The organism is Micromonospora sp. NPDC047620 (assembly GCF_043205005.1).
Classification (GTDB): domain Bacteria; phylum Actinomycetota; class Actinomycetes; order Mycobacteriales; family Micromonosporaceae; genus Micromonospora.
In genome coordinates this window covers 66,103-87,617 of sequence record NZ_JBIDDG010000012.1, presented here as the reverse complement: position 1 = coordinate 87,617, position 21,515 = coordinate 66,103, and the positions used below count along the sequence as shown (strand labels likewise).

Annotated in this window: 21 protein-coding genes, 1 tRNA gene and 2 pseudogenes; 13 read left to right on the top strand and 11 right to left on the bottom strand. The window is 72.1% G+C overall.

The features are described 5' to 3' along the window. Position 1: 1 nt before the first annotated feature. A complete protein-coding gene (locus tag ACGF5C_RS16665; RefSeq protein ID WP_393302447.1) occupies positions 2-826 on the top strand; it encodes a BPL-N domain-containing protein in 825 nt (274 codons plus the stop codon). Between the two features lie 13 nt (positions 827-839). Here the strand turns inward: ACGF5C_RS16665 and ACGF5C_RS16660 are convergent, their stop codons facing one another. Next, complete coding sequence (locus ACGF5C_RS16660) at positions 840-1,076, bottom strand: hypothetical protein (RefSeq protein ID WP_393302444.1); 237 nt, start codon at positions 1,074-1,076, stop codon at positions 840-842. Between the two features lie 173 nt (positions 1,077-1,249). Here ACGF5C_RS16660 and ACGF5C_RS16655 point away from each other — a divergent pair, with 173 nt between their 5' ends. The 3 genes from ACGF5C_RS16655 (at position 1,250) to ACGF5C_RS16645 (ending at position 4,229) form a co-directional block, all read left to right on the top strand. After that, complete coding sequence (locus ACGF5C_RS16655; protein WP_393302441.1) at positions 1,250-2,362, top strand: DNA glycosylase AlkZ-like family protein; 1,113 nt, start codon at positions 1,250-1,252, stop codon at positions 2,360-2,362. Next, positions 2,355-3,011, top strand: coding sequence for a 4'-phosphopantetheinyl transferase (locus tag ACGF5C_RS16650; protein ID WP_393302438.1), 657 nt, complete (start codon positions 2,355-2,357; stop codon positions 3,009-3,011). Before ACGF5C_RS16655 ends, ACGF5C_RS16650 begins: the two co-directional genes overlap by 8 nt. 147 nt (positions 3,012-3,158) lie before the next feature. Next, positions 3,159-4,229, top strand: coding sequence for a DUF4352 domain-containing protein (locus ACGF5C_RS16645; RefSeq protein ID WP_393302435.1), 1,071 nt, complete (start codon positions 3,159-3,161; stop codon positions 4,227-4,229). A 92-nt stretch (positions 4,230-4,321) separates the two neighbouring features. On the opposite strand, the gene ACGF5C_RS16640 is transcribed toward ACGF5C_RS16645, so the two are convergent. After that, complete coding sequence (locus ACGF5C_RS16640) at positions 4,322-4,999, bottom strand: hypothetical protein (protein ID WP_393302432.1); 678 nt, start codon at positions 4,997-4,999, stop codon at positions 4,322-4,324. A 245-nt stretch (positions 5,000-5,244) separates the two neighbouring features. Between ACGF5C_RS16640 and ACGF5C_RS16635 the strand changes: the two genes are divergently transcribed. Both ACGF5C_RS16635 and ACGF5C_RS16630 read left to right on the top strand, forming a co-directional pair. Then, positions 5,245-5,799 (top strand): M23 family metallopeptidase, encoded by a 555-nt coding sequence (locus tag ACGF5C_RS16635; RefSeq protein WP_393302429.1) that lies wholly within the window; start codon positions 5,245-5,247, stop codon positions 5,797-5,799. A gap of 291 nt (positions 5,800-6,090) precedes the next feature. Continuing rightward, positions 6,091-6,282, top strand: coding sequence for a general stress protein CsbD (locus tag ACGF5C_RS16630; RefSeq protein ID WP_393302426.1), 192 nt, complete (start codon positions 6,091-6,093; stop codon positions 6,280-6,282). Between the two features lie 57 nt (positions 6,283-6,339). On the opposite strand, the gene solA is transcribed toward ACGF5C_RS16630, so the two are convergent. Then, a complete protein-coding gene (gene solA / locus ACGF5C_RS16625) occupies positions 6,340-7,485 on the bottom strand; it encodes an N-methyl-L-tryptophan oxidase (RefSeq protein ID WP_393302423.1) in 1,146 nt (381 codons plus the stop codon). Positions 7,486-7,700: 215 nt separating this feature from the next. Here solA and ACGF5C_RS16620 point away from each other — a divergent pair, with 215 nt between their 5' ends. The 6 genes and pseudogenes from ACGF5C_RS16620 to ACGF5C_RS16595 all read left to right on the top strand — a co-directional run bounded on the left by ACGF5C_RS16620 (position 7,701) and on the right by ACGF5C_RS16595 (position 12,291). Further along, positions 7,701-8,324: an AAA family ATPase gene (locus ACGF5C_RS16620; protein ID WP_393302420.1), complete on the top strand. Its 624-nt coding sequence runs from the start codon at positions 7,701-7,703 to the stop codon at positions 8,322-8,324. Between the two features lie 414 nt (positions 8,325-8,738). Continuing rightward, positions 8,739-9,305: a hypothetical protein gene (locus tag ACGF5C_RS16615; RefSeq protein ID WP_393302417.1), complete on the top strand. Its 567-nt coding sequence runs from the start codon at positions 8,739-8,741 to the stop codon at positions 9,303-9,305. 177 nt (positions 9,306-9,482) lie between these two features. After that, a pseudogene (locus ACGF5C_RS16610) lies at positions 9,483-9,877 on the top strand (replication initiator); the annotation flags it as partial. A gap of 421 nt (positions 9,878-10,298) precedes the next feature. Beyond that, on the top strand, positions 10,299-10,475 hold the full coding sequence (locus tag ACGF5C_RS16605) for a hypothetical protein (protein ID WP_393302414.1): 177 nt from the start codon (positions 10,299-10,301) through the stop codon (positions 10,473-10,475). Between the two features lie 45 nt (positions 10,476-10,520). Further along, on the top strand, positions 10,521-10,964 hold the full coding sequence (locus tag ACGF5C_RS16600) for a hypothetical protein (protein ID WP_393302411.1): 444 nt from the start codon (positions 10,521-10,523) through the stop codon (positions 10,962-10,964). A gap of 571 nt (positions 10,965-11,535) precedes the next feature. After that, positions 11,536-12,291: a hypothetical protein gene (locus ACGF5C_RS16595; RefSeq protein WP_393302408.1), complete on the top strand. Its 756-nt coding sequence runs from the start codon at positions 11,536-11,538 to the stop codon at positions 12,289-12,291. A 209-nt stretch (positions 12,292-12,500) separates the two neighbouring features. On the opposite strand, the gene ACGF5C_RS16590 is transcribed toward ACGF5C_RS16595, so the two are convergent. After that, on the bottom strand, positions 12,501-12,731 hold the full coding sequence (locus ACGF5C_RS16590) for a winged helix-turn-helix domain-containing protein (RefSeq protein ID WP_350708492.1): 231 nt from the start codon (positions 12,729-12,731) through the stop codon (positions 12,501-12,503). 201 nt (positions 12,732-12,932) lie between these two features. Between ACGF5C_RS16590 and ACGF5C_RS16585 the strand changes: the two are divergent. After that, positions 12,933-13,208, top strand: a pseudogene (locus ACGF5C_RS16585) (hypothetical protein); the annotation flags it as partial. A 614-nt stretch (positions 13,209-13,822) separates the two neighbouring features. On the opposite strand, the gene ACGF5C_RS16580 reads toward ACGF5C_RS16585, so the two are convergent. The 7 genes from ACGF5C_RS16580 to ACGF5C_RS16550 all read right to left on the bottom strand — a co-directional run bounded on the left by ACGF5C_RS16580 (position 13,823) and on the right by ACGF5C_RS16550 (position 21,431). Next, the gene (locus ACGF5C_RS16580; protein ID WP_393302405.1) at positions 13,823-14,245 is read right to left on the bottom strand and encodes a DUF6193 family natural product biosynthesis protein; all 423 of its coding nucleotides are present in this window, start codon (positions 14,243-14,245) and stop codon (positions 13,823-13,825) included. A gap of 530 nt (positions 14,246-14,775) precedes the next feature. Further along, positions 14,776-14,849, bottom strand: a tRNA-Ala gene (locus ACGF5C_RS16575). Positions 14,850-15,036: 187 nt separating this feature from the next. After that, on the bottom strand, positions 15,037-15,828 hold the full coding sequence (locus tag ACGF5C_RS16570) for a hypothetical protein (RefSeq protein WP_393302402.1): 792 nt from the start codon (positions 15,826-15,828) through the stop codon (positions 15,037-15,039). Positions 15,829-16,006: 178 nt separating this feature from the next. Further along, the gene (locus ACGF5C_RS16565; protein ID WP_393302758.1) at positions 16,007-16,615 is read right to left on the bottom strand and encodes a GNAT family N-acetyltransferase; all 609 of its coding nucleotides are present in this window, start codon (positions 16,613-16,615) and stop codon (positions 16,007-16,009) included. Between the two features lie 131 nt (positions 16,616-16,746). Continuing rightward, positions 16,747-18,060 carry a gephyrin-like molybdotransferase Glp gene (glp, locus tag ACGF5C_RS16560; RefSeq protein WP_393302399.1) on the bottom strand — a complete coding sequence of 438 codons (1,314 nt, stop codon included), beginning with the start codon at positions 18,058-18,060 and terminating at the stop codon, positions 16,747-16,749. Then, the gene (locus ACGF5C_RS16555) at positions 18,057-19,019 is read right to left on the bottom strand and encodes a UTP--glucose-1-phosphate uridylyltransferase (RefSeq protein ID WP_393302396.1); all 963 of its coding nucleotides are present in this window, start codon (positions 19,017-19,019) and stop codon (positions 18,057-18,059) included. The genes glp and ACGF5C_RS16555 overlap by 4 nt, the downstream gene beginning before the upstream one ends. A 9-nt stretch (positions 19,020-19,028) precedes the next feature. Then, the gene (locus ACGF5C_RS16550) at positions 19,029-21,431 is read right to left on the bottom strand and encodes a diguanylate cyclase (RefSeq protein ID WP_393302393.1); all 2,403 of its coding nucleotides are present in this window, start codon (positions 21,429-21,431) and stop codon (positions 19,029-19,031) included. Positions 21,432-21,515 lie beyond the last annotated feature (84 nt).

The following is a 21,515-nucleotide window of genomic DNA, read 5'->3' as shown; positions in this document are numbered from 1 at the left end:
CATGGGACGGACCAGCTCGGGCCTGCTGCGGGGAGAGACCCGGCGGATCAGCCGGCGACGCCTCGTCGTCGGTGCCGGTGCCGCCGGCACCCTGGCCGCCCTCGGGTGGGCCGGCGTGTCGGCGGTCACCGGGGACGGCGACCGGCCGCTGGCACTGGTCTACCGGGGACCGGCTGCCTGTTCCGGCTGCGCCGAGGCCGTGGCCGCCCTCCTGCGCAGCGCACCCGGCGAGTTCCGCACCGAATACTGCGGCCCGGGCGAGCAGCGGCAGATCTCGCGGAGCGCGCTGGCCGAAGCGGCGGTCTACGCCCAACCCGGCGGCGGCAACGTCGGCCCGGCCTGGCGCAGGCTGCGTGACCACGCCGAGGACATCCGTGGCTTCGTCCGCGACGGCGGCCACTACCTCGGTTTCTGCCTGGGGGCGTACCTCGCCGCCGCCCGGCCCGGCTTCGGGCTGCTCGACGGGAAGGTCGACCAGTACATCAGGACGGCCGGGGCGAGCGTCGACAGCGCCGACGACGCGGTGGTACCCGTCCGGTGGCGCGGCCGGCCCCGGCACATGTTCTTCCAGGACGGGCCGACGCTCGAGCTGCGACCCGGGACGCCGGGCATCGTGCTCGCCACCTACGACACCGGCGCACCCGCCGCCGTCGTCACCGCCTTCGGCGCCGGGCGGGTCGGACTCGTGGGACCGCACCCCGAAGCCGACCGGTCGTGGTACGCCGACGCCGAGCTGACCAACCCGGACGGCATCCGCCTCGATCTGGGCCATGACCTGGTGCGGAGCACGGTGGACGGGTGGGCCCCGGCGGCCGGTGGAAGCTGATCGGCCCGCGCCGTCACTCGCGCCGGTGCTGCCGGGGCAGCCAGCCCATGAACCGGTCCTGGAGGGTGGTCCCGGGCGCCGGCGTCAGGTCCTGGGCGGCGGCCGCGAGGCAGGAGCCCAGGTAGACGCTGAGCATGGCGCGGTCGACCCGGTACTCCTCCAGCAACCGGGCGCGCTTGGTGGTGCACGGCCAGTCGGCGCCGCAGGTGCCGCAGGTCCAGCCCGGCGTCACCGGGGCGTGATCGTCCATGGGGGACTTTGAGCCTTCCACACCACCGGTCATCGCACTCCCTCTCTGGTTCACGTGGCGGCCCGCCCCCCGGCGGACCAGAGTCGACAATGGATGAGAGCCGTCCCCCTGCGACGCCCCATCAGCGCCACCGAACGCTACGGCGTTACGCGGTTGCGGTACGTTCACCAACCATGGCCGTCGCGACGCTGACCGTGGACCAGGTGCTGGCCTGGCGGGCCAGCCGGCACCTGCTGCACCGGCCGGCGGGCGTGGCCCCCGTCGACGTGGTCGGCCGCCTGGTCGGCGTGCAGGCGCAGGTCGCCTCCACCGCCGAGCAGGCCGTCGCCGCCCGACAGGCCGATCCCCGGCCCGGGGCGGTCGCGGCCGCGCTCGCGCGGCGTCGGCTGCTGCGCACCTGGGCGATGCGCGGCACCCTGCACGTGCTGCGCGTCGAGGACGCGCCCGCCTGCCTGTCCCTGCTGGCCGCCGGCCGGTTCTGGGAGAAGGGCTCGTGGCAGCGCACCTTCGTGACCGTGGACCGGCTCGCGGCGATCGCCGAGTCGGCCGCCGCCGCGCTCGACGGCCGGACGCTGACCCGAAAGCAGCTCACCGCCGAGATCGTGGAACGCACCGGCGACCGGACGGTCGCCGCACACCTCGACTCCGGGTGGGGGGCCGTGCTCAAGCCGCTGGCCTGGCAGGGCCTGCTGGTGCAGGGGCCGACCGAGGGCAACCGGGTCACCTTCACCCGGCCGGAGACGCTGCTGCCCGACTGGCCCGGCCTGCCCGACCCCGAGGAGGCCGCGTCCCGGGTGGTGCCGGCCTGGCTGGGCGCGTACGGGCCGGCGAGCGCGGAGACCTTCGACCAGTGGCTGAGCCGGGGCGGCTCGAAGCGGGCCGCGCTGCGCGGCTGGTTCGCCCGGCTCGTCGACGCGGGCGAACTGGTGCCGGTGACCGTCGACGAGCGGCCCGCGTACGCGCGTGCAGTCGACGTGGACGAGATCGCCGCCGCCCGCCCCGACGACGCCGTACGCTTGCTGCCCGCCTTCGACCAGTGGGTGCTCGGGCCGGGCACGAAGGACACCACGATCGTCCCGGCCGACCGACGCGCCTCCGTCAGCCGGGCCGCCGGCTGGATCTCGCCGGTGGTGGTGCACCGGGGTCGGGTGGTGGGCACCTGGGAGGCCCGCGACGGCGAGCCGGTGGTGGAGCTGTGGCCGGAGTCGCCGCCGGTGCCGGCCGACGGGCTCGACGCCGAGCGGGCGCGCGTGCGGGCGTACCTCTCGGGGGGCGGCGATGCGTGACCTGCTGCCGCCGTCGGTGGCGGTTGCGGTGGCCGGGCCGGCGGACTGGACGGGCGAGTTGCTGCCGGCCGAGCGGGCGTGCCTCAGCGACCGGGCGGTGGAGAGCCGCCGCCGCGACTTCACCGCCGGGCGGGTGTGCGCCCGCCGCGCGATGGGGGCGCTCGGCGTGCCCCCGGCCCCGGTGCCGGCGGCGGCCGACCGGTCGCCGATCTGGCCGGCGGGCGTGGTCGGCGCCATCACCCACACCCGGGACTACTGCGCGGCCGTCGCGGCCCGCGACGCCGAGGTCCGGTCGGTCGGCATCGACGCCGAGCGGCACAAGGAGCTCAACTCGGGCGTACGCCGGCTGATCTGCCTGCCCGAGGAGGAGGACCGGTTCGCCCGCCTGCCGGCGGGGACCTCCTGGCCGGCGGTGGTGTTCAGCGCCAAGGAGACGATCTACAAGGTGTGGCATCCGGTCGTCGGCACCTGGCTGGACTTCCACGACGCCCTGGTGGAACTCGACCCGGACGCCGGCACGTTCACCGCCCGCATCACGCCGGCCCGGACCGACGCCGCCCCGGTGGCCGACCCGCCGACCCTGGTCACCGGCCGGTTCAGCGTCGACGACGCCCTGGTGCGCACCGCCGCCGTGCTGCCGCCCCGCTGACCCGCCACGGGAGCCATGGCCCTTCGACCCGGCACGGGAACCGTTCAGGGGACGACGCCGGGCCGCCGGAGACGCGAGGATGTTCCGTTGTCCGCGAACGGTAGCGTCAGCCGCGTTTGCCGTCGTCGTCAGGTGCCTAGGAGTACGGTGAGTCACCCCCAGCCCCCATACGGGCCGCAGGATCCCTACCAGCCGAGCCCGCAGCAGCCGCAGCCGTACCCGCCGGCACCGATGCCGCAGTTCCCCGCCAACCAGGGCGGTTACCCGCCCCAGCCGCCGGTCTCCGGCGGCCCCCAGCCCGCGGGCGACCCGTGGTCCCCGCTCCCGCCCGTGCCGCAGCAGCCGGCCAACGACCCGTGGGCCGCGCCCCAGCCGCCGGTCTCCGGCGCCCCGCAGCCCCCGGTGTCGGGCGTGCCCGGCGAGCCGTGGGCGCAGCCGCCGGTCTCCGGCGCGCCGCAGCCGCCGGTGTCCGGGACGCCGGGCGAGCCGTGGGCCCCACCGCACCAGCCGACGTCCGGGATGCCGCAGCCGCCGATCTCCGGCATGCCGTACCCGCAGGTGACGTCCGGCGCGCCCGGCTACCCGCTCGGCCCGCCGCAGCCGGTCGCGCCGCCGAACAACAAGAAGAAGACCGTCCTGATCATCGCGATCGTGGCGGTCGTGCTGACCCTGCTCTGCTGCGTCGGCGGCATCGCGGCGGTCGTCGCCGGCGCCGACAAGGCGAAGGACGACCTGGAGAAGGCCCTGCCCACCCCGGCGACCACCAAGGTCGCGCCGGGCGGGGCGCCCGCCACCAGCGCCGCCCCGGGCAAGGACGACGAGACCTACAACATGAAGCCCGGCGACACGCTGGTCCTCTCCGACGACGAGGGGACCCTGGAGGTCACGGTCACCCGGTTCACCACCGCCTCCAAGGGCTGCCGGGAGTACGCTCCGGACCCGGACAAGGGCATGTACCTGATCGCCCACGTCACCGCCACGGTGACCAAGGGCAAGGGCTCGATCAACCCGTTCTACTTCGAGTGGGTGGCCTCGGACGGCACCACGACCAACGGGCTGGCCAGCGCGCTCTCCGGCTGCGGCGACACGCTGAGCTCCGGCAACAACCTGCGCGAGGGCAGCAAGCGCACGGGCACCGTGGTTTTCGACGTCCGCAACAAGAACGGCGCGCTGGAGTACAAGCACAAGTTCGAGAGCGCCGGCTCCTGGAAGCCGTAGCCCGCACCTGCTGACGGGGGGCCTGTCCCCTCGGGGCCGGCCTCCCGAGCTGTCCAGGGCCGTTTCCCGCCGGCATGTCGGTGCGTGGTTGGTCAGCGGCCCTGCTCCAGCAGGTCGGCGACCGTGATCAGCGGAGCCACCAGGGACGGCACCAGGGCCGGGTCGTCCAGCCGGCCGTGCCGGTAAGTGATCAGCTCCGCGCCGCGCACGCTCCAGGCCGGCACCGCCCCCGCCAGGTGCGCGCCGATCAGGGTCGGCCCGACCAGGGCCTGCTGACCCGGGGCCGCCGCGCCCACCCGCCACTGCCGGTCGAACTCCTCGTGCCCGGTGGCGTAGCTGTCGCTGCCGAACAGCGCGCGTCCCAGCTTCGAGAACACGTGGCGCGGCGCGACCGCCAGCGCCGGGAACTGCCGCCGCAGCCACACCGAACAGACGACGTACGTGTGGGTCTGCGAGTTGGTCGTCTGGTTGCCGTCCGCGCCGGTCGAGGTGTGCGTCTCCGTGTACGCGTACTCGGCCACCCCCACCGGGCGGCCGTGCAGCATCCCGGTCAGCGCGAACCGCACGCCCCGGCGGCTGCGGCCCGGCACCCGGTCGGTCCAGGCGACCTGCGGACGCTCGGCGTACGTCCATCCGTACCGGGCGGCCCACTGCCGCCACCGGTCCCGCCGTTCCCGCTCCCGCCGGTGGGTCGTCACGACCAGCGCGGCGAGCCCGACCCCGAGGAGGACGGCGAACGCCCCGCAGCCGCCCAACATGAACACGCTCATCAATCGATCCACGGGCGGCAGCGTAGTGACCGGCCGCACGCGCGCCGGCCGTCGGGACGCCGGGCGGGGATCATCTCGACGCCATGCCTCGCCTTCGTCACCCGCAGTCGCGGCGACCCCTGATCCCACCCCTGTCGTCCACCCGGTTCGTTGAACCGCCCCCCGGCGTGCTGTTCAGTTCCCACCGGCGCGGTCGACGACGACGGTGCTGAATCTCCGCTGGCACACCAAGGGAGGGATCCACAATGAACAGAGACAAGACGGTCCTGCGCCGGATCGGCGCGACCGTGAGCGCGATGCTGATGGTCGCCGGGGCCGTGGTCGTCGGAGCCACCCCGGCCTCGGCCGCGGACTACTACTACGAGCTGCCGTACCCGGCCGGCGAGTCCTACCGGGTCACGCAGGGGCCGGAGGGCACGTACTCGCACGTCGGCGCGTACAACGAGTACGCCTGGGACTTCGGGCTGCCGGCGAACTACGAGGTCTCCGCCTCCCAGGCGGGCACCATCATCATGTCGAACTGGTCGCCGTACTGGCAGAACGGCATCGAGGTGATCATCCGGCACTCGAACGGCCAGTGCACCCACTACGCGCACCTGAACCGGGCGATCTACAACGCCGGCACCTGGGTACCGCAGGGCCGGGTCATCGGCTGGTCGGGCAGCACCGGCGCGTCCACCGCGCCGCACCTGCACTTCCAGGTCATCAACTGCAACACGCGGGTGGGCCTGCCCGCCACGCTCCAGGGCTGGACGCCGTGGACCGGCACCTGGCCGGTCAGCGTCAACTACTACGCCTGACGACGACGCCCTCCCGCGTGGGGGCATCGGGACCAGCCCTGGTCGATCCCTGACCGGCCCTGGTTCCGGCCGGGCAAGGATTCGCGCGCCGACCTGCAGGAACGCGGACCCCGTCCACGGAGGCACCGGCGTTTAGAAAAGGCCCGTTCCGGCCGAAGGCACTCAGACGGAGCTCAACCGCCTCGGTGACCGGCCCAGCCGCTGATCGGGGTTTTCACCGAGGGGCGGGCGGGGACGCAGGTCGGGAGGCGCGGACAGCACCCTGGTCCGCCGAAGCGACAGGGAGGCGACATGAGCCTGGAGAGGGCGAAGGACAAGGTCGAGCGGGTCGCCGGCGCCGCCAGGGCGCGGATGGGCGACATGACGCAGGGCGAGCGGGCACAGGCGGAGCGGGTGGCGAAGCGGGACGAGATACGGGGCAACCAGCCCGGCGAGCACGTCCAGGAGGACGCTCGGGACGCGCGGGACAACTTCACCACCTGACCCGGCACGTCGCCACGCCCCCGGCCACGCGCCGGGGGCGGTGCCCCATGTCGGGGGCTATCCGGAGAAGTCGCGTCGCGGGTCGAAGAGCCCGATGGGGTGTGCGGTCGCGCCGCTCGTCGCCAGGTCGGCGAGGATCTCCCCGACGACCGGGACGAACTTGAAGCCGTGCCCGGAGAACCCGCACGCGACGGTGACCTGCGGGTGCCGCGGGTGCGTCGCGATCACGAAGTGCTGGTCCGGCGTGTTGGTGTACATGCAGGTCGCGGCCCGCAGGAAGCGGCCCGGAAGGGTCGGCAGGACTCCGGCGAGATGTTGCCGCATGTCCTGCACCTCCTCCGGGTGCACCTGCCGGTCGGTGGTGTCCGGCGTGCAGGGCGCACCGCCACGGAAGAAGGCCACCTTGGCACCGCCGTCGGGCCCGTCGATGGCCGGGAAGCCGTACACCTGCGTGCCGGCGGCGTCCTCGTGGATGTAGATGGGATGCCGCCCGGGCTCGAAGGGGGCTACCCCGGTCTCCGGCTGGAACCAATACATGATCTGCCGCTCGACCGTCAACGGCACACCGAGGTCGGCGAGGAGTTCGGGCGCCCAGGCACCCGGGCAGACGACGAGCCGGCCGGCAGTGTAAGAACCCTTCTCGGTCGTCACGCGTACGCCGCCCTCGGGCAGCGCCTGCCAGCGCGCCACCGGCTCGCCGTAGCGCAGGTCGGCACCGTGCCGGGCAGCGAGGTCGAGGTGAGCGGCGACGGTCGCCTCGGGGCGCACGAAGCCCGCCTTGGCCTCGAAGAGCGCCAGCTCGTCGTCCCGAGGGCTGAACGTCGGGAAGCGGCGGCGCAGCTCGCCCGCGTCGAGGATCTCGTGCGGCAGGTTCCACTCGCGCGACGCGCGCAGGCTGCCGGCGAAGGTGACGCTCTCCGGTCGGCCGACGAACACCCCGCCGGTGAGCGAGATGATCTCCCGCCCGGCGTCGTGTTCCAGCTTCTCCCACAGCTCGTACGCCCGGAGCAGGAGCGGTACGTAGGCCGGGTCCTCGAAGTACGACTGCCGGATGATGCGCGAGCCGCCGTGGCTGGACCCCCGGTCGTGCGCCCGCCCGAACCTCTCGAGACCGAGCACGCGCTGCCCCCGCGCGGCCAGGTGGTAGGCGGCACTGCTGCCCATCCCACCGAGCCCCACGACGATGACGTCGTAGACCGACATACTTCCTCCACCCTTCGGGCGTCAGCGGCAACCGGTGCGTGCCTGGCCCGCCGCTACCGTACAGAATCCAATGGCCGCCTCCCGCGTAGTGAGAACAGCGCTGAGCTGGGCAAAGCCAAGGGGCCTTGGATCTCCCCCGACCCCTCGATGCGAACTGGCCGTTCGGGCGCTGCGGCTCGTCGACAGCGTGGCTGGAAATCTGGCACCATCGGCGGATGCTCGGGAGGGAAAGACCGGTGGTGGTTGCCGTGTGCGGGTCCCCGGGAGCAGGAAAGACCACCATTGCCTCGGCAACGGCGCGCCGCCTCGGCCTGCTGCTCCTGACCCGGGACGAGATCAAGACCGGTCTCGGGCTGTCAGCGGCCTCCGCCGCACAGGACGGCGGCCGTCAACTCGACCGGGAATTTCACGTCGCCGGCGGCCCCTTCAGCGTCCGCGCTGAGGCCGTGATGGTCGACGCCGCCCGGCTGCTCGCCACCTCACGGGTGACCTTCATCGTGGAGTCCTCGGTGTTGTCCCGCGAACTGCTGGACGCGCTGCTCGCGTGTGGCGCCCGGGTGCTCGCTGTTCACGTCGTCGCCCAAGAGTCGGTGATCGGCGAACGCCTCCGTGCCAGAGCGGCCAAGGGCGGGGCCGTCGACCAACACCTTGCATCTCAGTTCGAGCGTGGCGAGATGAAGCGGTCGATCTTCGAGCCGCCAGACGGAGTCGACGCCGTCGTCGAAGTCGACACCTCAGATGGACATCCGGTCGTCGAGACCGTCGAGGCGGCGTTCGTCGCCCTGCTTCGGCCACCGTCTGGTCCCTACGTGCCAGTCGCGGTCCGGCCCAGGCGTTGAAGCGGAACGTGGACGGCCACTCGCCTGGCCTGCGGTACCCGTGCGAAGTGAGTTGCACGGTTCACCAGGTGCAGGGGCTGGTCTACCTCACCGTGCGCCCAACGGTGGCGGTACACAGCGACGTTCATGACGGGCGTTGAACAGGTCGAAGTAGGTCTTCACCGAAGATTGCGGCTCCACCTGTTGCCCGAGTCCGCGATCGTCCGCTCATGCGCGCCGACTTGGCTGCTCGCCGGGTCCCTGCCGCCTCGCTTGCGAGCTCAGTGCGAGCGAGGTCGCCGGCGTCAGGAGATGCGGCCCACTGGGAAGCGGCTTGAGCTAAATCTCCAATGCCGGTAGTGAACCGATTTAGGGCAACTGGACGAGGCAAACGTCGGGGGCAGCAGGGTTGCGCCGCGCATATACGCTAGCTGCGTGGACTGGACAACGCTGATAGCAACGCTGGGCGGTGCCGCAATTGCTTTTACTGGAACTCTGCTTGCCGATTTCCTGAGGCATCGCAACGAACGCGATCGAGGCCAAGAAGCGCGGTCGCGGGATCTCTATATCCAATTCATCGTCGCGGCGGGAATTTGCCACACGAGGCTTCGCGAAATAGCCCAAAGCGCCGATCAGCACGCGAACCGCGAGATCGACAGCAGGTCGGCCCTTGCGGAAGCCCGGATCTACGAGATCCGCGAGCGTTTGTTCATTGACGCCGCCCCCGCTGTCGCTGCCGCGGGACAGATCATGTTCGAGCGACTCCGTGCGATGAGGAAGGTGGTGGCTAACGGCGCCTCCTTGACTTCGCCCGAGCTTCATGAGTCTTATCATCCATATCTTGAGGCTGTTTGGAACTACCGCGCGGCGGTCAGAGAAGAACTGAAAAACAAGTCTCTCTCTTTGTCCGACTTCGGTTGGCCCGTTTGGAACGGATCGACTACTTGCAGTGTTTGCCTGTCGATAGCCCAGAGTAAGGCGCCTGCGAGGACTTCGCCGTGATCCGCACCCGAGACGTCCTTCCCAGGCCCCCTGCCGGCTCAAATGGCCGGTCCGCCGAGGAACAGGCCTGCGGGTGGTCCAATGCCCCGAAGCACTCCTCGCAGAAATTTTGATCCGTAGACCCTGGCAAGAGGGATGGATAGGGTCACTACCGCTGCTTGGAGCCGTCTTTCGCGCTCCAGCCGACAGATCACCGGCACCACACCCGCGCACCCCGACCGGCCGCAGGGCTGGCGGATCACCTGGGGTGAACAGGTCGACGTGCGCCGCGTCGGCACCGGCGACGGGGACCTGAGCGACGGGAAGGTGGCCGCCTACCTGGCGAAGTACGCCACGAAGTCCACCGAGGTCGCCGGCCACTGCTCCACCCGCCTCAACCCGGACACCATCAACGCCTACGCCGACCAGGAAGGCGACCACCTGGCCCGCCTCATCGACGCCTGCTGGTGGCTCGGCCGCCCTACCCACACCCGGACCAGCAACACCGCCGCCAGACGGACGAGCGTCAAGGCAACCTTGACACCCAACCGAACCCCTACGCCGGGCTGCGCCGCTGGGCGCACATGCTGGGTCGCGCTCAACAACGCCGTCCGCGACGAACTGCTGACCCGCAATCCGGCCGCCCTGCTTCGCGTCGCCAAGCCCCGCCCGCGCAAGACCTGACCCTGGTCCGTCGACGAGGTACGCCAGTTCCTGGAGTCGGCCCGCGCCGAGGGTGACCCGCTCTACGCCGCATACATGCTGATCCTGGTCCTCACTCCCGCACCGGGAGACCAAGAGCGAGTGACGCCACCCTGCACCTACCCGCCATCTGCGCCACCGCCCTCCGCTCCCGCCGCGAAGATCAACAGCGGCACCGCGACCATGCCGGGCGGGCCTGGCAGGTCACCGGCCTGGTCTTCACCACCCGGCTCGGCACCCCGCTCGAGCCGAGGAACTTCCACCGGGAGTTCAAGACCCGCTGCCGCAAGGCCCGACGTCCAGGAGATCTCCGTGCACACCACCCGACGCACCTGCGCGTCCCTGCTGGTGGCCCTCGACGTCCATCCCCGGGTCATGATGCGGATCCTGCGGCACAGTCAGATCGCCGTGACCATGAACAGCTACGCCCAGATCGCCTCGGAGGCGACCGAGACAGCCCTCACCCGACTCGGCGAGCAGTTCCTGTGAGTTGCTGTACTGTCGCGGGTCTCGATCAACTCAAGGAGTGTCAGAGTGGAGCTGTTGGGGATCTCGCATGACGCCTTCGGTCGGCTTCGCCTCGCCGACTTCATAGCGGCGGAGCACCTTGAGCAGCTTCGCGGCTGGGAGTACTTGGACCGTTGCTGGGTCGGGGAGGCCTCAGGCTTCACGGAGTGGCTTCGCCTTGAGTCGGCTCCCGAGGTAACGCGTTCGGTAGCAATCGACCTCGTCGCCCTGCCGGAGTCAACGGTCCAGAGCATGATCGACACGCTCCGGCTTCCCCTGCGGGCAGGGCAGGACCACCAGGAGATCACCGGCGTGTTCGGAAAGCCCACCGGCACACAGAGATTCGTGCGGGATCGGGTCACCCTCGTCTTCCGCATCGGCGCTGCCGAGCCCTACGAACTGAGGTGCACCGTTCACGAGGAGCAGGGGCTGATCCACCTCACGATGCATCCAACGCCGCTGCCGGATTAGCCCGTGATCGCCTCCGTCGAGCCTGGGTCAGCGACTGCTGTACTTCGTTGCCGTACAAGATCGAAAAAGGCCGTTTCCCGCTACGGGAAACGGCCTTTGAACTGGGTGGAGCTGAGGGGATTTGAACCCCTAATGCCGTGGGCCGGGTGAAGATCGTCCGCAATCGGGCACATCTGGCCCCTGATCAGGGCTGGAGTCCTCAGCGCCTCTCGACGTTTTACAGGCGTTTCCGGGCTCAGTTGTGCCGGATCTGTGCCCGATGATCATGCCAGAGCATCGAACCTGATCGAGCTGTCGGCGTACGGGTTCCGCTACAGAGTCAGGTACGCGCTGACGTACAAAGATCCGCCCGCTCCGAGACGCAGCGTGCCGCTGGCCATCGGCCCAGCCAGCCTCCGTGCCAACACCTACGCTCAGTTACCGGCACGCAGTCGGCCAACGCCCGGATCGCGGCATGACCGTACGTTGCTGTGTGGGCCAACAGCTCCTATCGGAGGTCTCCTGCCGATCAAGAGCCGACAACCGGTAAGTACGCTGCCGCCGTGCCATTGGTCAACTTTTGGAGGTCGAAATGAGTCGATGGCCGGAGGGGATCTTCCCGCTCGACCGGACGTTGGTGGCGGAAGCGCATGGGCGGACGAGAGGCGCTCTCGTCGGTAATCCGTTGCTCGTCACGGACGCGGCCAAGTTCGGCTTCTCCTTCGACGACCTCGACCGACGGATGGCCAACGCCCCCGACAGCCTTGACGGCGAGTCGCTGTGGGCCTGGCTCGACGGCCCCGACCAGTACCGGTGGGCGGCGCTCTCTGTGCTCGCCGAGGCCTACCAGCCGGTGCCCACCGAGACGCTTCGGCTGGCGGGTCGCGTGGTGGTGCCCGCATCGGGCACCCCCGTCATCGCCGGTGATGTGCACATCGACGGGGACCTGATCCTTGAGGACCAGGCCATGGTGTTCGTGCTTGGCCGGCTGATCGTGACCGGCGCGCTCGTCGCCGAGGGCGCGGACTACTCGATGGTCGGCGCCCGCGACATCACCTGTCGCGACGGGGTGACCCCCGGCGAGGTGCTTGCCGTGGAAGCCATCCGGTGCCCCGGTGCCTTTCTGCTCTGGGGCAACAACTACTCCTCGCGCGCACAGACCTACGTTGGTGGTGTGCTCGTCGATTTCGAGCGTCACAACGTGTTCGGCCGGGTGGATGTGCAGATGCGGCTGACCGACTGGGACTTCGCCGCCGCGGCGCGCGCTATGGGCCTGGCCGAGGACGACGACATCACCACCGCGTATGCCGCCAAGCTCCTCCAAACCGGCGAGCAGGGCGATGCGTAGCGGCGCACGAGCGGCCGGCCCAGGCGACCAGGGAGGAAACGCCCGCACATCGGCAGATCAGGACGCCGCCAGGAACGACCCGTCATCACTCAACGTAATGATCGATCGTCCGCATCCCGATGCCGTCTGGCTCACTTCGGTGTTGCGGACGACACCCAGGGCGACAGGGCGACCTGTCACGCCTCGTTCGTCGGCGGCCTGCGGTCTATTCAGTGCGGCTTGACGAACGTGCCCTTCCCGGGCACCACGTAGACCAGGTCCTCAGCGACCAGGACCCGAACCGTGTGCAGGATGGTGCCCCGCGCCAGGCCGTATTCCTGTTGGAGCCGGGCCACGCTCGGAATCGGCCGGTTGGGCGGCAAGTCTCCGCGCTCGATCTGCTCGCGCAGGATCGCCGCTAACTGCTGGTAGACCGGCACCGGCCCTTCGGGGTCGATCACGTTTCGACAGTAGGTGTGCAGGAACGGCACTGGTCAGGCTTGGTAGACCATGGACCACCATGTACCGGTTGGGATATGGTGCGGCTACCCGCTGTGCTGGTCGTAGAGGAACGGAACTCGCCCCGGTGCGGCGGCATCCCTGCCCGGCCGGGGCTCCTCCGACTCGGCCGGGCAGGGCAACCTCGAGCAGGAAGGGCCTTCATGCCTGCCGAACAGCACGGCCGCACGTGGGCCAAGCCGCAGCCCCGCCCGCCCAAGCCCGGCGAGGAACTGTGGATCGACCGGGAAGCGTCGGTGCAGTTCGCACGACAGCCGCGATTCGTGTTCCGGGTGATCTCGGTGTGCCCGAAGCCGACCTATCCGGGCTGGGTGTGGCTGACGGGTTACGTGCTCGATGCGCGGGGCAACGCTGTCGACAAGCGGGAGATCTTCGTCCGGCTGGCTGGCCTGCGCTCTGCCCGTCGATCTGATGGGCGCCCGGGGTCGGAGTCGGCTTTCGTGTCACGGTCCGGCACTCGGCGGGCACCGCCACAGCGGCGCTCTTGACCTGAACCGGGACCGGCAGCGGAGCCGGCTCCTGGCCGATCGTCCCGACCCCGGCGGCTGCCCACCCCCTTCCAGGCGCAGGTTTTGACCTGACCTGGACTCGGTCGTGGCTGGTACGGGGGGTCGTCTGCTCGGCACCGCGGGCGCCGCCCCCATGCTTGGGGCTTGCCGGTTCGGCCCCGCGCGTCATTCTCGGCGCTCAGTCCCCGGCGGCGGCCCGTTCTGACGCCGGGGTACACGAGGGTTAACCCGGTCGGCCGGGGAGCTGCACTGCGGCCGCCAAGGGCTTCCCCTGATACGCCGTGCGCCGGGGCGTGACCGGCCGCCAGGCCGCACGCGCGCCCCGGCGCGAACACGGCGGCGGGCCGCAGGCCCGCCCTTGACCAAGTAAAGAAAGTCTGAACACACTACGCTCCGGCCATACTGTCCGGTCTCGGGACCTGCGTAACAGATCGGTGTCAGGACCTGCGTGACACTCCGCCGAGTGTTGGTGGAAATAAGCGTGATGGAGCAGCGGTACCGGCCGTCCCGGACGTGCTTCCGGATCAACGGTCACGGAGGTCGCTGCGCCGTTCGGAAGCCGGATCGTCTGGCAGGTGAGTAACAACAAGCGCGGCGGCGTCTTCCGGTGTTGCTGCCGTGCCGAGGAGCTCTCTGTAACCGGCGGCGTACACCCGATACGGCGGTTCTCCGCAGACGATGAAGGGAAGCAGCTCCCTCTCGTCTGGCTGCCATGGTGGTGCAGTACGAAGAAACTTCAGGGTTCCGTGCGTTGGGAACGGGTACAACGCGCGGAGCCGTGGTTGGGCGTAGGCAGCTTCGATCACTAGTGGGTCTCCCTGCCGGGAGTGCGGGGTCTTCTCCCGCAGCTGCCGCCAGGCGGTCGGGATGTCCGGCGCTTCCGGCATGCCGGCGAGGTTAGCGACGTCGTCTCCTGGCAGCACACCCACCACCAGAATCTGGAACATGCCCCGTAAAGATCGTCTAGCTGGACGTGTCACCCACGTCCTGAGACAGATCTGTCACGGACGTCCTGAGACCCGACATACGCTCCGGCCATACTGAGCCACGACGGCCAATGCATTACGGCTGATCCTGCATACTCCGCTCGATGGCATCTGCCGCTTCACCAGTTGACACAGACTCGGTGTCGATTCGCATGTCTGCGGCCGGCAGACGAAGCGTTTGCTCGACAGCCGCGAAGCGCTGGTCGTCATCCCCGGTACCCCGCGACTGAATGCGCCAACGGAGTACGGCTGGTCGGGCGTATGGTTCGACCACGGTCCAGCTCGCCTCGGTGTTGCCGGCTATAGCTCCGATCGCCTCAATCTGGCCAAGGTGAACAACTGGAACCTGACCCGACGCCCATAGCTCGTCAGCACAGCGCTTCGGGATGCTGCGGGCAACCGCTCGGGGGTGGCGCTTCCGGACTGAGTTGTGCCGGATCTGTGCCAAACGATCAATGGCCAGCGTTTCCGCCGGCCATTGATGTTCTGGGTGGAGCTGAGGGGATTTGAACCCCTGACCCCCTCGATGCGAACGAGGTGCGCTACCGGTCTGCGCCACAGCCCCTCCGCCGGCGAACCGGCGTCGGTCCCACCCGGCTTTCACCGGGCGGGCCGGCGCCAAGGCTAACAGGTCGACCGCCCCAGCCGCGAATCCACCCCCCGGCGCGGCGGGATCTTGGCGGGAACCGACCCACGGCGGATCGGATCGGCGACGCCGGAAGCGGACATCCGGGCCGGGTCGAAACGGACAATCAGGCCGAGTGGGTGCCGCGGCCGGACTGGTACGGGCGGCCCCGCAGGCCGCCCGTACGCCGGTAGGACACGGAGCCGCCGTTGGCCGCCGCGGGCAGGTCGGCCGGCCGGTCCAGGCCCATCGCCGCGCGGCGTACCACCTCGCGCTGGGCCGCCAGGCGGCGCTGGGCCTCCCGGCGGGCCGCCGCCCGACGGGCCTGCTCCCGCCGCACCTCGGCCTGCCGGGCGGCCAGCCAGGCCGCCTCCCGGGCCTGCGCCCGCCGCCGCCGGCGATCCGCCACCGCCCGCGCCCGCAGGTGTACGACGTACGCGACCAGCAGGGTGGCGGTGACCCCGAAGCTGATCCAGAAGCCGGGGCCGACCACGATCACGCCGATCAGCTCGACGAAGTTGAGCAGCAGCAGCGCGGCGAGCACCCGGCGCCGGCGGTAGACGGCGGGGGTGTGCTGCCGGCGGGGCGGCGGACGGCGGCGGGTCTTCTTCCCGGCGGGCGGCACAGCGCGCAGCCGGCTCGACCGGCGGGCGGCGGGCGGCGCGGAGACCGGGGCCGCGAGACCACCCGTGTCCTTGCTCTCGCTCAGGGTGACGACGAGTGAGCGGGGCGGGTGGACCGGCCGCCGCCCCGGGACAGTACGACGCCGCCGGCGGCGCTGGAGCACCCGCGCCGTCGACTGCGCCCGCTCCGCCACCAGCCGCTCGGTGGCGTCGTACCGGCGGACCAGCGCCGGCGCGAGGGCGAGCAGGCCGGCGGCGGCGAGGACGGCGAGGAGCACCGAGGTCGGCACCCTCACCCCTCCCGTCACCGAATTCGGAGCAACCGCCGCCCGACCGCAGGATCTTCCACCGAGCGTGGTCGGGTGCGTGGATCGTACGGGTGGAGCAGCGCTTGCCACAGCTTGCAGTCACTTGAGGTTACGGGCCGCCGACGCGGATGGTGACGCGCCGCGCCGATCCCGTCCGTGGGACGGCTCACCCCGCGATGGCGCGGATCCGGTGCCAGCGGCCCAGCAGGCCGCCCTCGGCGGCGACCTCCTCACTGGTCATCGCGTATCCGATGTGATCCCGCCACGCACCGTCGATGTGCATGTAGCGCACGTGGTACGACTCCTCGCGGAAGCCCAGCTTCTCCACCACCCGGCGGGACGGCCGGTTCTCGGGGCGGATGTTCACCTCGACCCGGTGCAGCCCGCCCGGGCCGAAGGCGTGGTCGACGGCGAGCGCCAACGCGGTCGGGATGATGCCGCGACCGGCCACCCGGTAGTCGACCCAGTAGCCGACGTACCCGGAGCAGAACGCCCGCCGGACGATGCTGCCCACGTTGAGGTGACCGACCAGCCGCTCCTGGCCGTCCTCGCGCAGGCAGACCGCGAACGGCATCCCCTCGCCGCTGCGCGCCGACCGGCGCTGGTCGCGGTGCACCCAGCGGAACGCGGCCGGCGAGTTCAGCTCGTGCCAGCTTCCCGGCAGGGACGACTCCCACGGCGCGAGCCACTCCCGGTTGGCGCGGCGCACCTCCGACCAGGCGGCGGCGTCCGCCCGCCGGTAGGGCCGCAGCAGCACCGGGCCGTCGGTCAGCACCGCCGGCCACCCCGGCGCCCGCCCACCCCCGAACAGATTCACCGCGTCAGCTTCCGCTCACGACCGCGTCACCGCAAGCGCACTCCCGCCCGAACCGCACCGTCCGTCCAGCCGCGCCCGGGAGGCCACGCTCACCGGCGCCGGTCCAGCAGGAGGACGTCCACCGTGGACCCGGCCGCCGCGGTGGTCACCCGCTCGCCGAGCACCAACAGGCCGTTCGCCTCGGCCAGGCCGGAGAGGGTGTACGGCCCGCCGTTGAGCGGCTGGACCGTGTAGCCGCCGCCGCGCCGCTCGGCGACGTGCGCGGGGCGGAACTCGCGCAGCCCGACCGGGGACGAGATCGTCTCCAGCAGGTGCGCGCGGACGCTGGGCCGGAACACCGGTTCCGCCCCGGCGAGCAGGTTTATCGCCGGGCGGGCCAGCACCTCGAAGCCGATCAGGGCGGCGCCCGTGTCGCCGGGCAGGCACACCACCGGCACCTCCTCGGCGCCGACCGTGCCGAAGCCGAGGGAGGTGCCGGGATAGAGAGCCACCTCGGTGAACGTGACCGGCCCGGCCCGGCCACCCTCGCGGCGGGAGAGGATCCGCCGCACCATGTCGCCCGGCCCGGTGCCGGTGCCCCCCGTGGTGATGATCAGGTCGGCACGCAGCGTCTGGTCCTCCAGCAGCCCGCGCAGCCCCTCCGGGTCGTCGTCGCAGATGCCCACCCGGTACGCCAAGGCGCCCACCTCGGCCGCCGCCGCGGTGAGCGCGTGCGAGTTGGCGTCGACCGTCTGGCCGGGCTGGCTGCCCCGGCCCACGTCGACCAGCTCGTCGCCGGTGGCCACGATGACCACCCGGGGGCTGGGCCGGACCACCACGTGCCCGATGCCGGTGGCGGCGAACACCGCGACCAGCGCCGGGGAGACGTAGGTGCCGGCCCGGGCCAGCAGGGTCCCGGCGGGCAGCTCCTCGCCGGCCCGGCGCACCCCGTACCCGCGCTTGGGGACGCGGAAGATCTCCACCGCGGCCATGCCCTGGTCGGTCCACTCGACGGGGACCACCACGTCCGCGGCGAGCGGCAGCGGCGCCCCGTTGGCGACGGAGAAGCACGCGCCGGGGGTGAGCCGCACCGGGCGCCAGCTCGCCGCGCCGAGGTCGCCGACGACGTTGAGCCGGACGTTGCGCCCGCCCGGCCCGCCGGACTGGGTCGGGACGTAGCCCACGCCCCGACCGCCTCCGGAGATGTCCTCCCAGCGGGCCGCGTACCCGTCCACGGCCGCCTGGTCGAAGGCCGGAAAGGAGTGCGGCGCGACGACGTCCTCGGCGAGGACGTTGCCGTGCGCCTGGGTGAGGTCGAGGTCGAGCGGAGGCAGCGCGCGTAACCTGCGCAGCACGCTGCCCAGGTAGTCGGCGAGCGGCGTCAACTCGTTCGCGGCCGCCTCGGCGTCGGCCGACGCTGTCATGTACCAGTCACGCCCGACACGTCGGAGTTGACGAACTCGGCCAGCCACTTGCGGAACTCGCCGCCGAGGTCGTCGCGCTCGGCGGCGATCTGCACCACGGTCTGGAGGTAGCCCAGCGGCATGCCGGTGTCGTAGCGGGTGCCCCGGTAGACAATCGCGTGCACCGGCGTGCCCTCGTTGCGCAGCAGCTCCATCGCGTCGGTCAACTGGATCTCCCCGCCGCTGCCCGGCTTCGTACGCCGGATCGCGTCGAAGATGCTGGCGGGCAGCACGTAGCGGCCCAGCACCGCGAGGTTGCTCGGCGCGTCCTCCGGCTTCGGCTTCTCCACCATGCCGGTGACCCGGACGACCTCGCCGACGTCGGTCAGTTCCGCCTCCGCCGGCTCCACCGAGGCGATGCCGTAGCGCTTGGTCTCGGAGGGGTCGACCTCGAAGAAGGCCAGCACGACGCCGCCGGTACGCGCCTGGAGCTCCAACATGGCCGGCAGCAGCGGCTCGGACTGCTTCACGAACTCGTCACCCAGCAGCACCGCGAAGGGCTGGTCGCCGACGTGCGACTCGGCGTAACCGACGGCGTGGCCGAGGCCGAGCTGCTCCGGCTGGCGGCAGGTGTAGATCTCGGCCAGCTCGCTGGGGCGGCGCACGGCGGCCAGTCGCTCGGCGTCGCCCTTCTCCTCCAGCCGGGCCTCCAGGTCGGGGCGGCGGTCGAAGTGGTCCACCATCGACGTCTTGCCCCGCCCGGTGATCAGCAGGACGTCGCCGATGCCGGCCTGGGTGGCCTCCTCGACGATGTACTGCAGCACCGGCCGGTCGACCACCGGGAGCAGCTCCTTGGGCACCGCCTTCGTGGCCGGCAGGAACCGGGTGGCCAGTCCGGCGGCCGGGATGACTGCTTTGACCGCACGGGAGCGACCGGTTGCGGCGGTCGCCGTTGAGGGGCTCGCTGAGTGCTCCGACATGTCGCGAGACTATCGGCCACGGCTCTGCCGTGGAGGGTGAGGACCGGAAGACGCGCCGCCGCTCGTGCCGGGCCGCGCGGGACCGGGTCCGGCCGGCGCGGTCCGGGGCTCGGCCCCGGGTCCGGCCGGCGCGCCGTGCGGCTCGACGTCGACCGGATCGGGCGGTTCGGGGCGGGTCCGGGCCGGCTGGCGCGGGGCGCCGGCGCGCGGCATCCCGTCCTCGGGGCTGAGCGCGCCCGCCGGGACGGGGATCTCCCGGGCCGGCGGGTCGGCCCGGCCGTGGGCGACCGGCTCCTCACCGGCCCGGCCGCCACCCGCCCGCTCCTCGCCGGCCCGGCCGCCACCCGCCCGCTCCTCGCCGGCCCGGTCGTCGGCGATCCGCCAGGTGTCCCGGCCGGCCGCCTTGGCGGCGTAGAGCGCGTCGTCGGCGGCGTCCAGGACCTCCTGGCCCGTGCTGGCGTGGCCGGGATAGACGGCGATGCCGATGGAGACGGTCACCGCGATGGCCACAGGCGCGCCCCCGCCGTGCCCGTCGGCCGTGATCGGGGCCTCCCGGATCGCCGCGCCGAGCCGCTCCGCGACGATCGCCGCCCCCCGGGCGTCGGTCTCCGGCAGCAGCACCACGAACTCCTCGCCGCCCTGCCGGAAGGCCAGGTCGACCTCGCGGATCTCGCCCCGCACCCGGCGGGCGAACTCGGCCAGCACGGCGTCGCCGGCCGCGTGCCCGTGCGTGTCGTTGACGTCCTTGAACCGGTCCAGGTCGAGGGCGAGGACGCTGAGCATCCGGCCGAACCGATTCGCCCGCTCGACCTCCCGGCGGATCGACTCCCGCAGGTAGCGGTAGTTCCAGAGCCCGGTCAGCGGGTCGGTCAGCGAGAGCCGCTGCGCCTCCTCGTGCACCCGCACGTTGTCGACCGCCACGGCGGCGTGGCCGGCAAAGGTCCGCAGGGTCACCAGGTCGTCGTCGTCGAACTCGTCCGCGCCGAGCCGGTCGTAGAGGGCCAGCACACCGAGCGCCCCGGCCGGGGACGCCGGCTCCGACGACCCGGGCCGAGTGGGCGGGGCGTCCGCGCGGGCGGCGGCATCGACCGCGCCCGTAGCGCCCGGGGCGGCGAACGGCACCGCGACGTACGTCCGGCAGCTCGGCTCGCCCGGCGGCACCGCGGAGGGTTCCGCCCGGCCGCGCTGCGGCTCGCCGGTCGCGGCGACGGCCCCGAGCACGCCACTGCCCAGCGGCACCCGCAGCGGCCCGGCCCGCTCCTCGGGCGGGCAGCGCCCGTCCAGCCCCTCCGCGCACTGCGCCACGAGCACCCCGCCGTCGTCGACCAGGAGCAGCGCGCCGGCCCGGGCGCCCGTCGCCGCGATCGCGCTGTGCAGGATCACCCGCAGGATGCGTTGCAGGTCGTGCGTGCTGGCCAGGGTGTCCCCCAGCACCGCGAGGTGCCCGCGCAACTGGTCGCGGCTGCTGGTCAGCGCCGCCACGTAGGTGCCGGTTTCCCGGGTCATCCGGTTGAACGCGCCGGCCAGCCGGCCGATCTCGTCGCGGCTGCGCACCGGCACCCGGGCGGTCAGGTCGCCGAGGGCCACCCGGTCCACCGCGCCCGCCAGCTCCACCAGCGGCCGGGTGGTCACCCGGGCCAGCCGCCCGGCGGCCACCACGGCCAGCAGGGCCGCCACGAGCACCGCCGCGACCAGGGCGGCGTACAGGCCGGGCGGCTGGTCGCTGGGGACCGAGAGCACGAGCGGCAGGGGCTGCCCGGCGGACGGGCCGACCCGGCGGACGTACCGGCCGTCGGCGGTCTCGGTGACCCGCTCGCCGTCGACCGTGCCGGCGGCGGCGAGCACGGCGTCGCGTACCCCGGTCGACTCGGTGGTGTGGGCGAGCCGGACGGGGGCCTCGGCGTCGTCGAGCAGGGTGACCGCCACGCCGGTCACGGCCGCGAGCCGCGCCACGAAGGCCGGGTCGACCGGATGCGCCGCGGCGACCGTGCCCAACGGCCCGCCGGACCGGTCGCGCAGGTCGACCCGGACGGCGAGCGCCCGCACCGGGCCGGCGGCCGGCGCGGCGGTGGAGCAGTCCCGCCAGGGCTCCGGCGGCCCGCCCGGCGAGGCGTAGGTGACCCGGCCGGCCACGTCGGTGACCCGCACGGCGGCCGCCAGGCCGCGGCTGACCACCTGGCCCGCGGCGCCGGGCCGGTCGCCGGTCAGGGCCACCGCGTCGGCGGCGGCCCGCAGCTGCTGGCAGAGGGCGTCGACCGAGGTGCGCACGGTCGCGGCGGCCACCGCCAGCCGCTCGGTGGAACGACTCCGGTCGACGGCCACCACGGTCGAACCGACGAAGAACGCCCCGAGCAGGACCGGGCCGAGCACCACCGCCAGGAAGGCTGTGGTCAACCGCCCGCGTAGCGTCACTCGGTCCCCCCGGAAGTTCCGCCGCCGTCGCTTGCGATGCTGACACAGAGCAACCAGGTGACAAACGTTGCGTCAGGAGTGTTG

Excerpts from the sequence above, each read along its gene's own strand:
- ACGF5C_RS16665 (WP_393302447.1), top strand. The coding sequence starts at position 2 with ATGGGACGGACCAGCTCGGGCCTGCTGCGGGGAGAGACCCGGCGGATC.
- ACGF5C_RS16660 (WP_393302444.1), bottom strand. The coding sequence starts at position 1,076 with ATGGACGATCACGCCCCGGTGACGCCGGGCTGGACCTGCGGCACCTGC.
- ACGF5C_RS16655 (WP_393302441.1), top strand. The coding sequence starts at position 1,250 with ATGGCCGTCGCGACGCTGACCGTGGACCAGGTGCTGGCCTGGCGGGCC.
- ACGF5C_RS16650 (WP_393302438.1), top strand. The coding sequence starts at position 2,355 with ATGCGTGACCTGCTGCCGCCGTCGGTGGCGGTTGCGGTGGCCGGGCCG.
- ACGF5C_RS16640 (WP_393302432.1), bottom strand. The coding sequence starts at position 4,999 with ATGAGCGTGTTCATGTTGGGCGGCTGCGGGGCGTTCGCCGTCCTCCTC.
- ACGF5C_RS16635 (WP_393302429.1), top strand. The coding sequence starts at position 5,245 with ATGAACAGAGACAAGACGGTCCTGCGCCGGATCGGCGCGACCGTGAGC.
- ACGF5C_RS16630 (WP_393302426.1), top strand. The coding sequence starts at position 6,091 with ATGAGCCTGGAGAGGGCGAAGGACAAGGTCGAGCGGGTCGCCGGCGCC.
- solA (WP_393302423.1), bottom strand. The coding sequence starts at position 7,485 with ATGTCGGTCTACGACGTCATCGTCGTGGGGCTCGGTGGGATGGGCAGC.
- ACGF5C_RS16620 (WP_393302420.1), top strand. The coding sequence starts at position 7,701 with ATGCTCGGGAGGGAAAGACCGGTGGTGGTTGCCGTGTGCGGGTCCCCG.
- ACGF5C_RS16595 (WP_393302408.1), top strand. The coding sequence starts at position 11,536 with ATGAGTCGATGGCCGGAGGGGATCTTCCCGCTCGACCGGACGTTGGTG.
- ACGF5C_RS16580 (WP_393302405.1), bottom strand. The coding sequence starts at position 14,245 with ATGTTCCAGATTCTGGTGGTGGGTGTGCTGCCAGGAGACGACGTCGCT.
- glp (WP_393302399.1), bottom strand. The coding sequence starts at position 18,060 with ATGACAGCGTCGGCCGACGCCGAGGCGGCCGCGAACGAGTTGACGCCG.
- ACGF5C_RS16555 (WP_393302396.1), bottom strand. The coding sequence starts at position 19,019 with ATGTCGGAGCACTCAGCGAGCCCCTCAACGGCGACCGCCGCAACCGGT.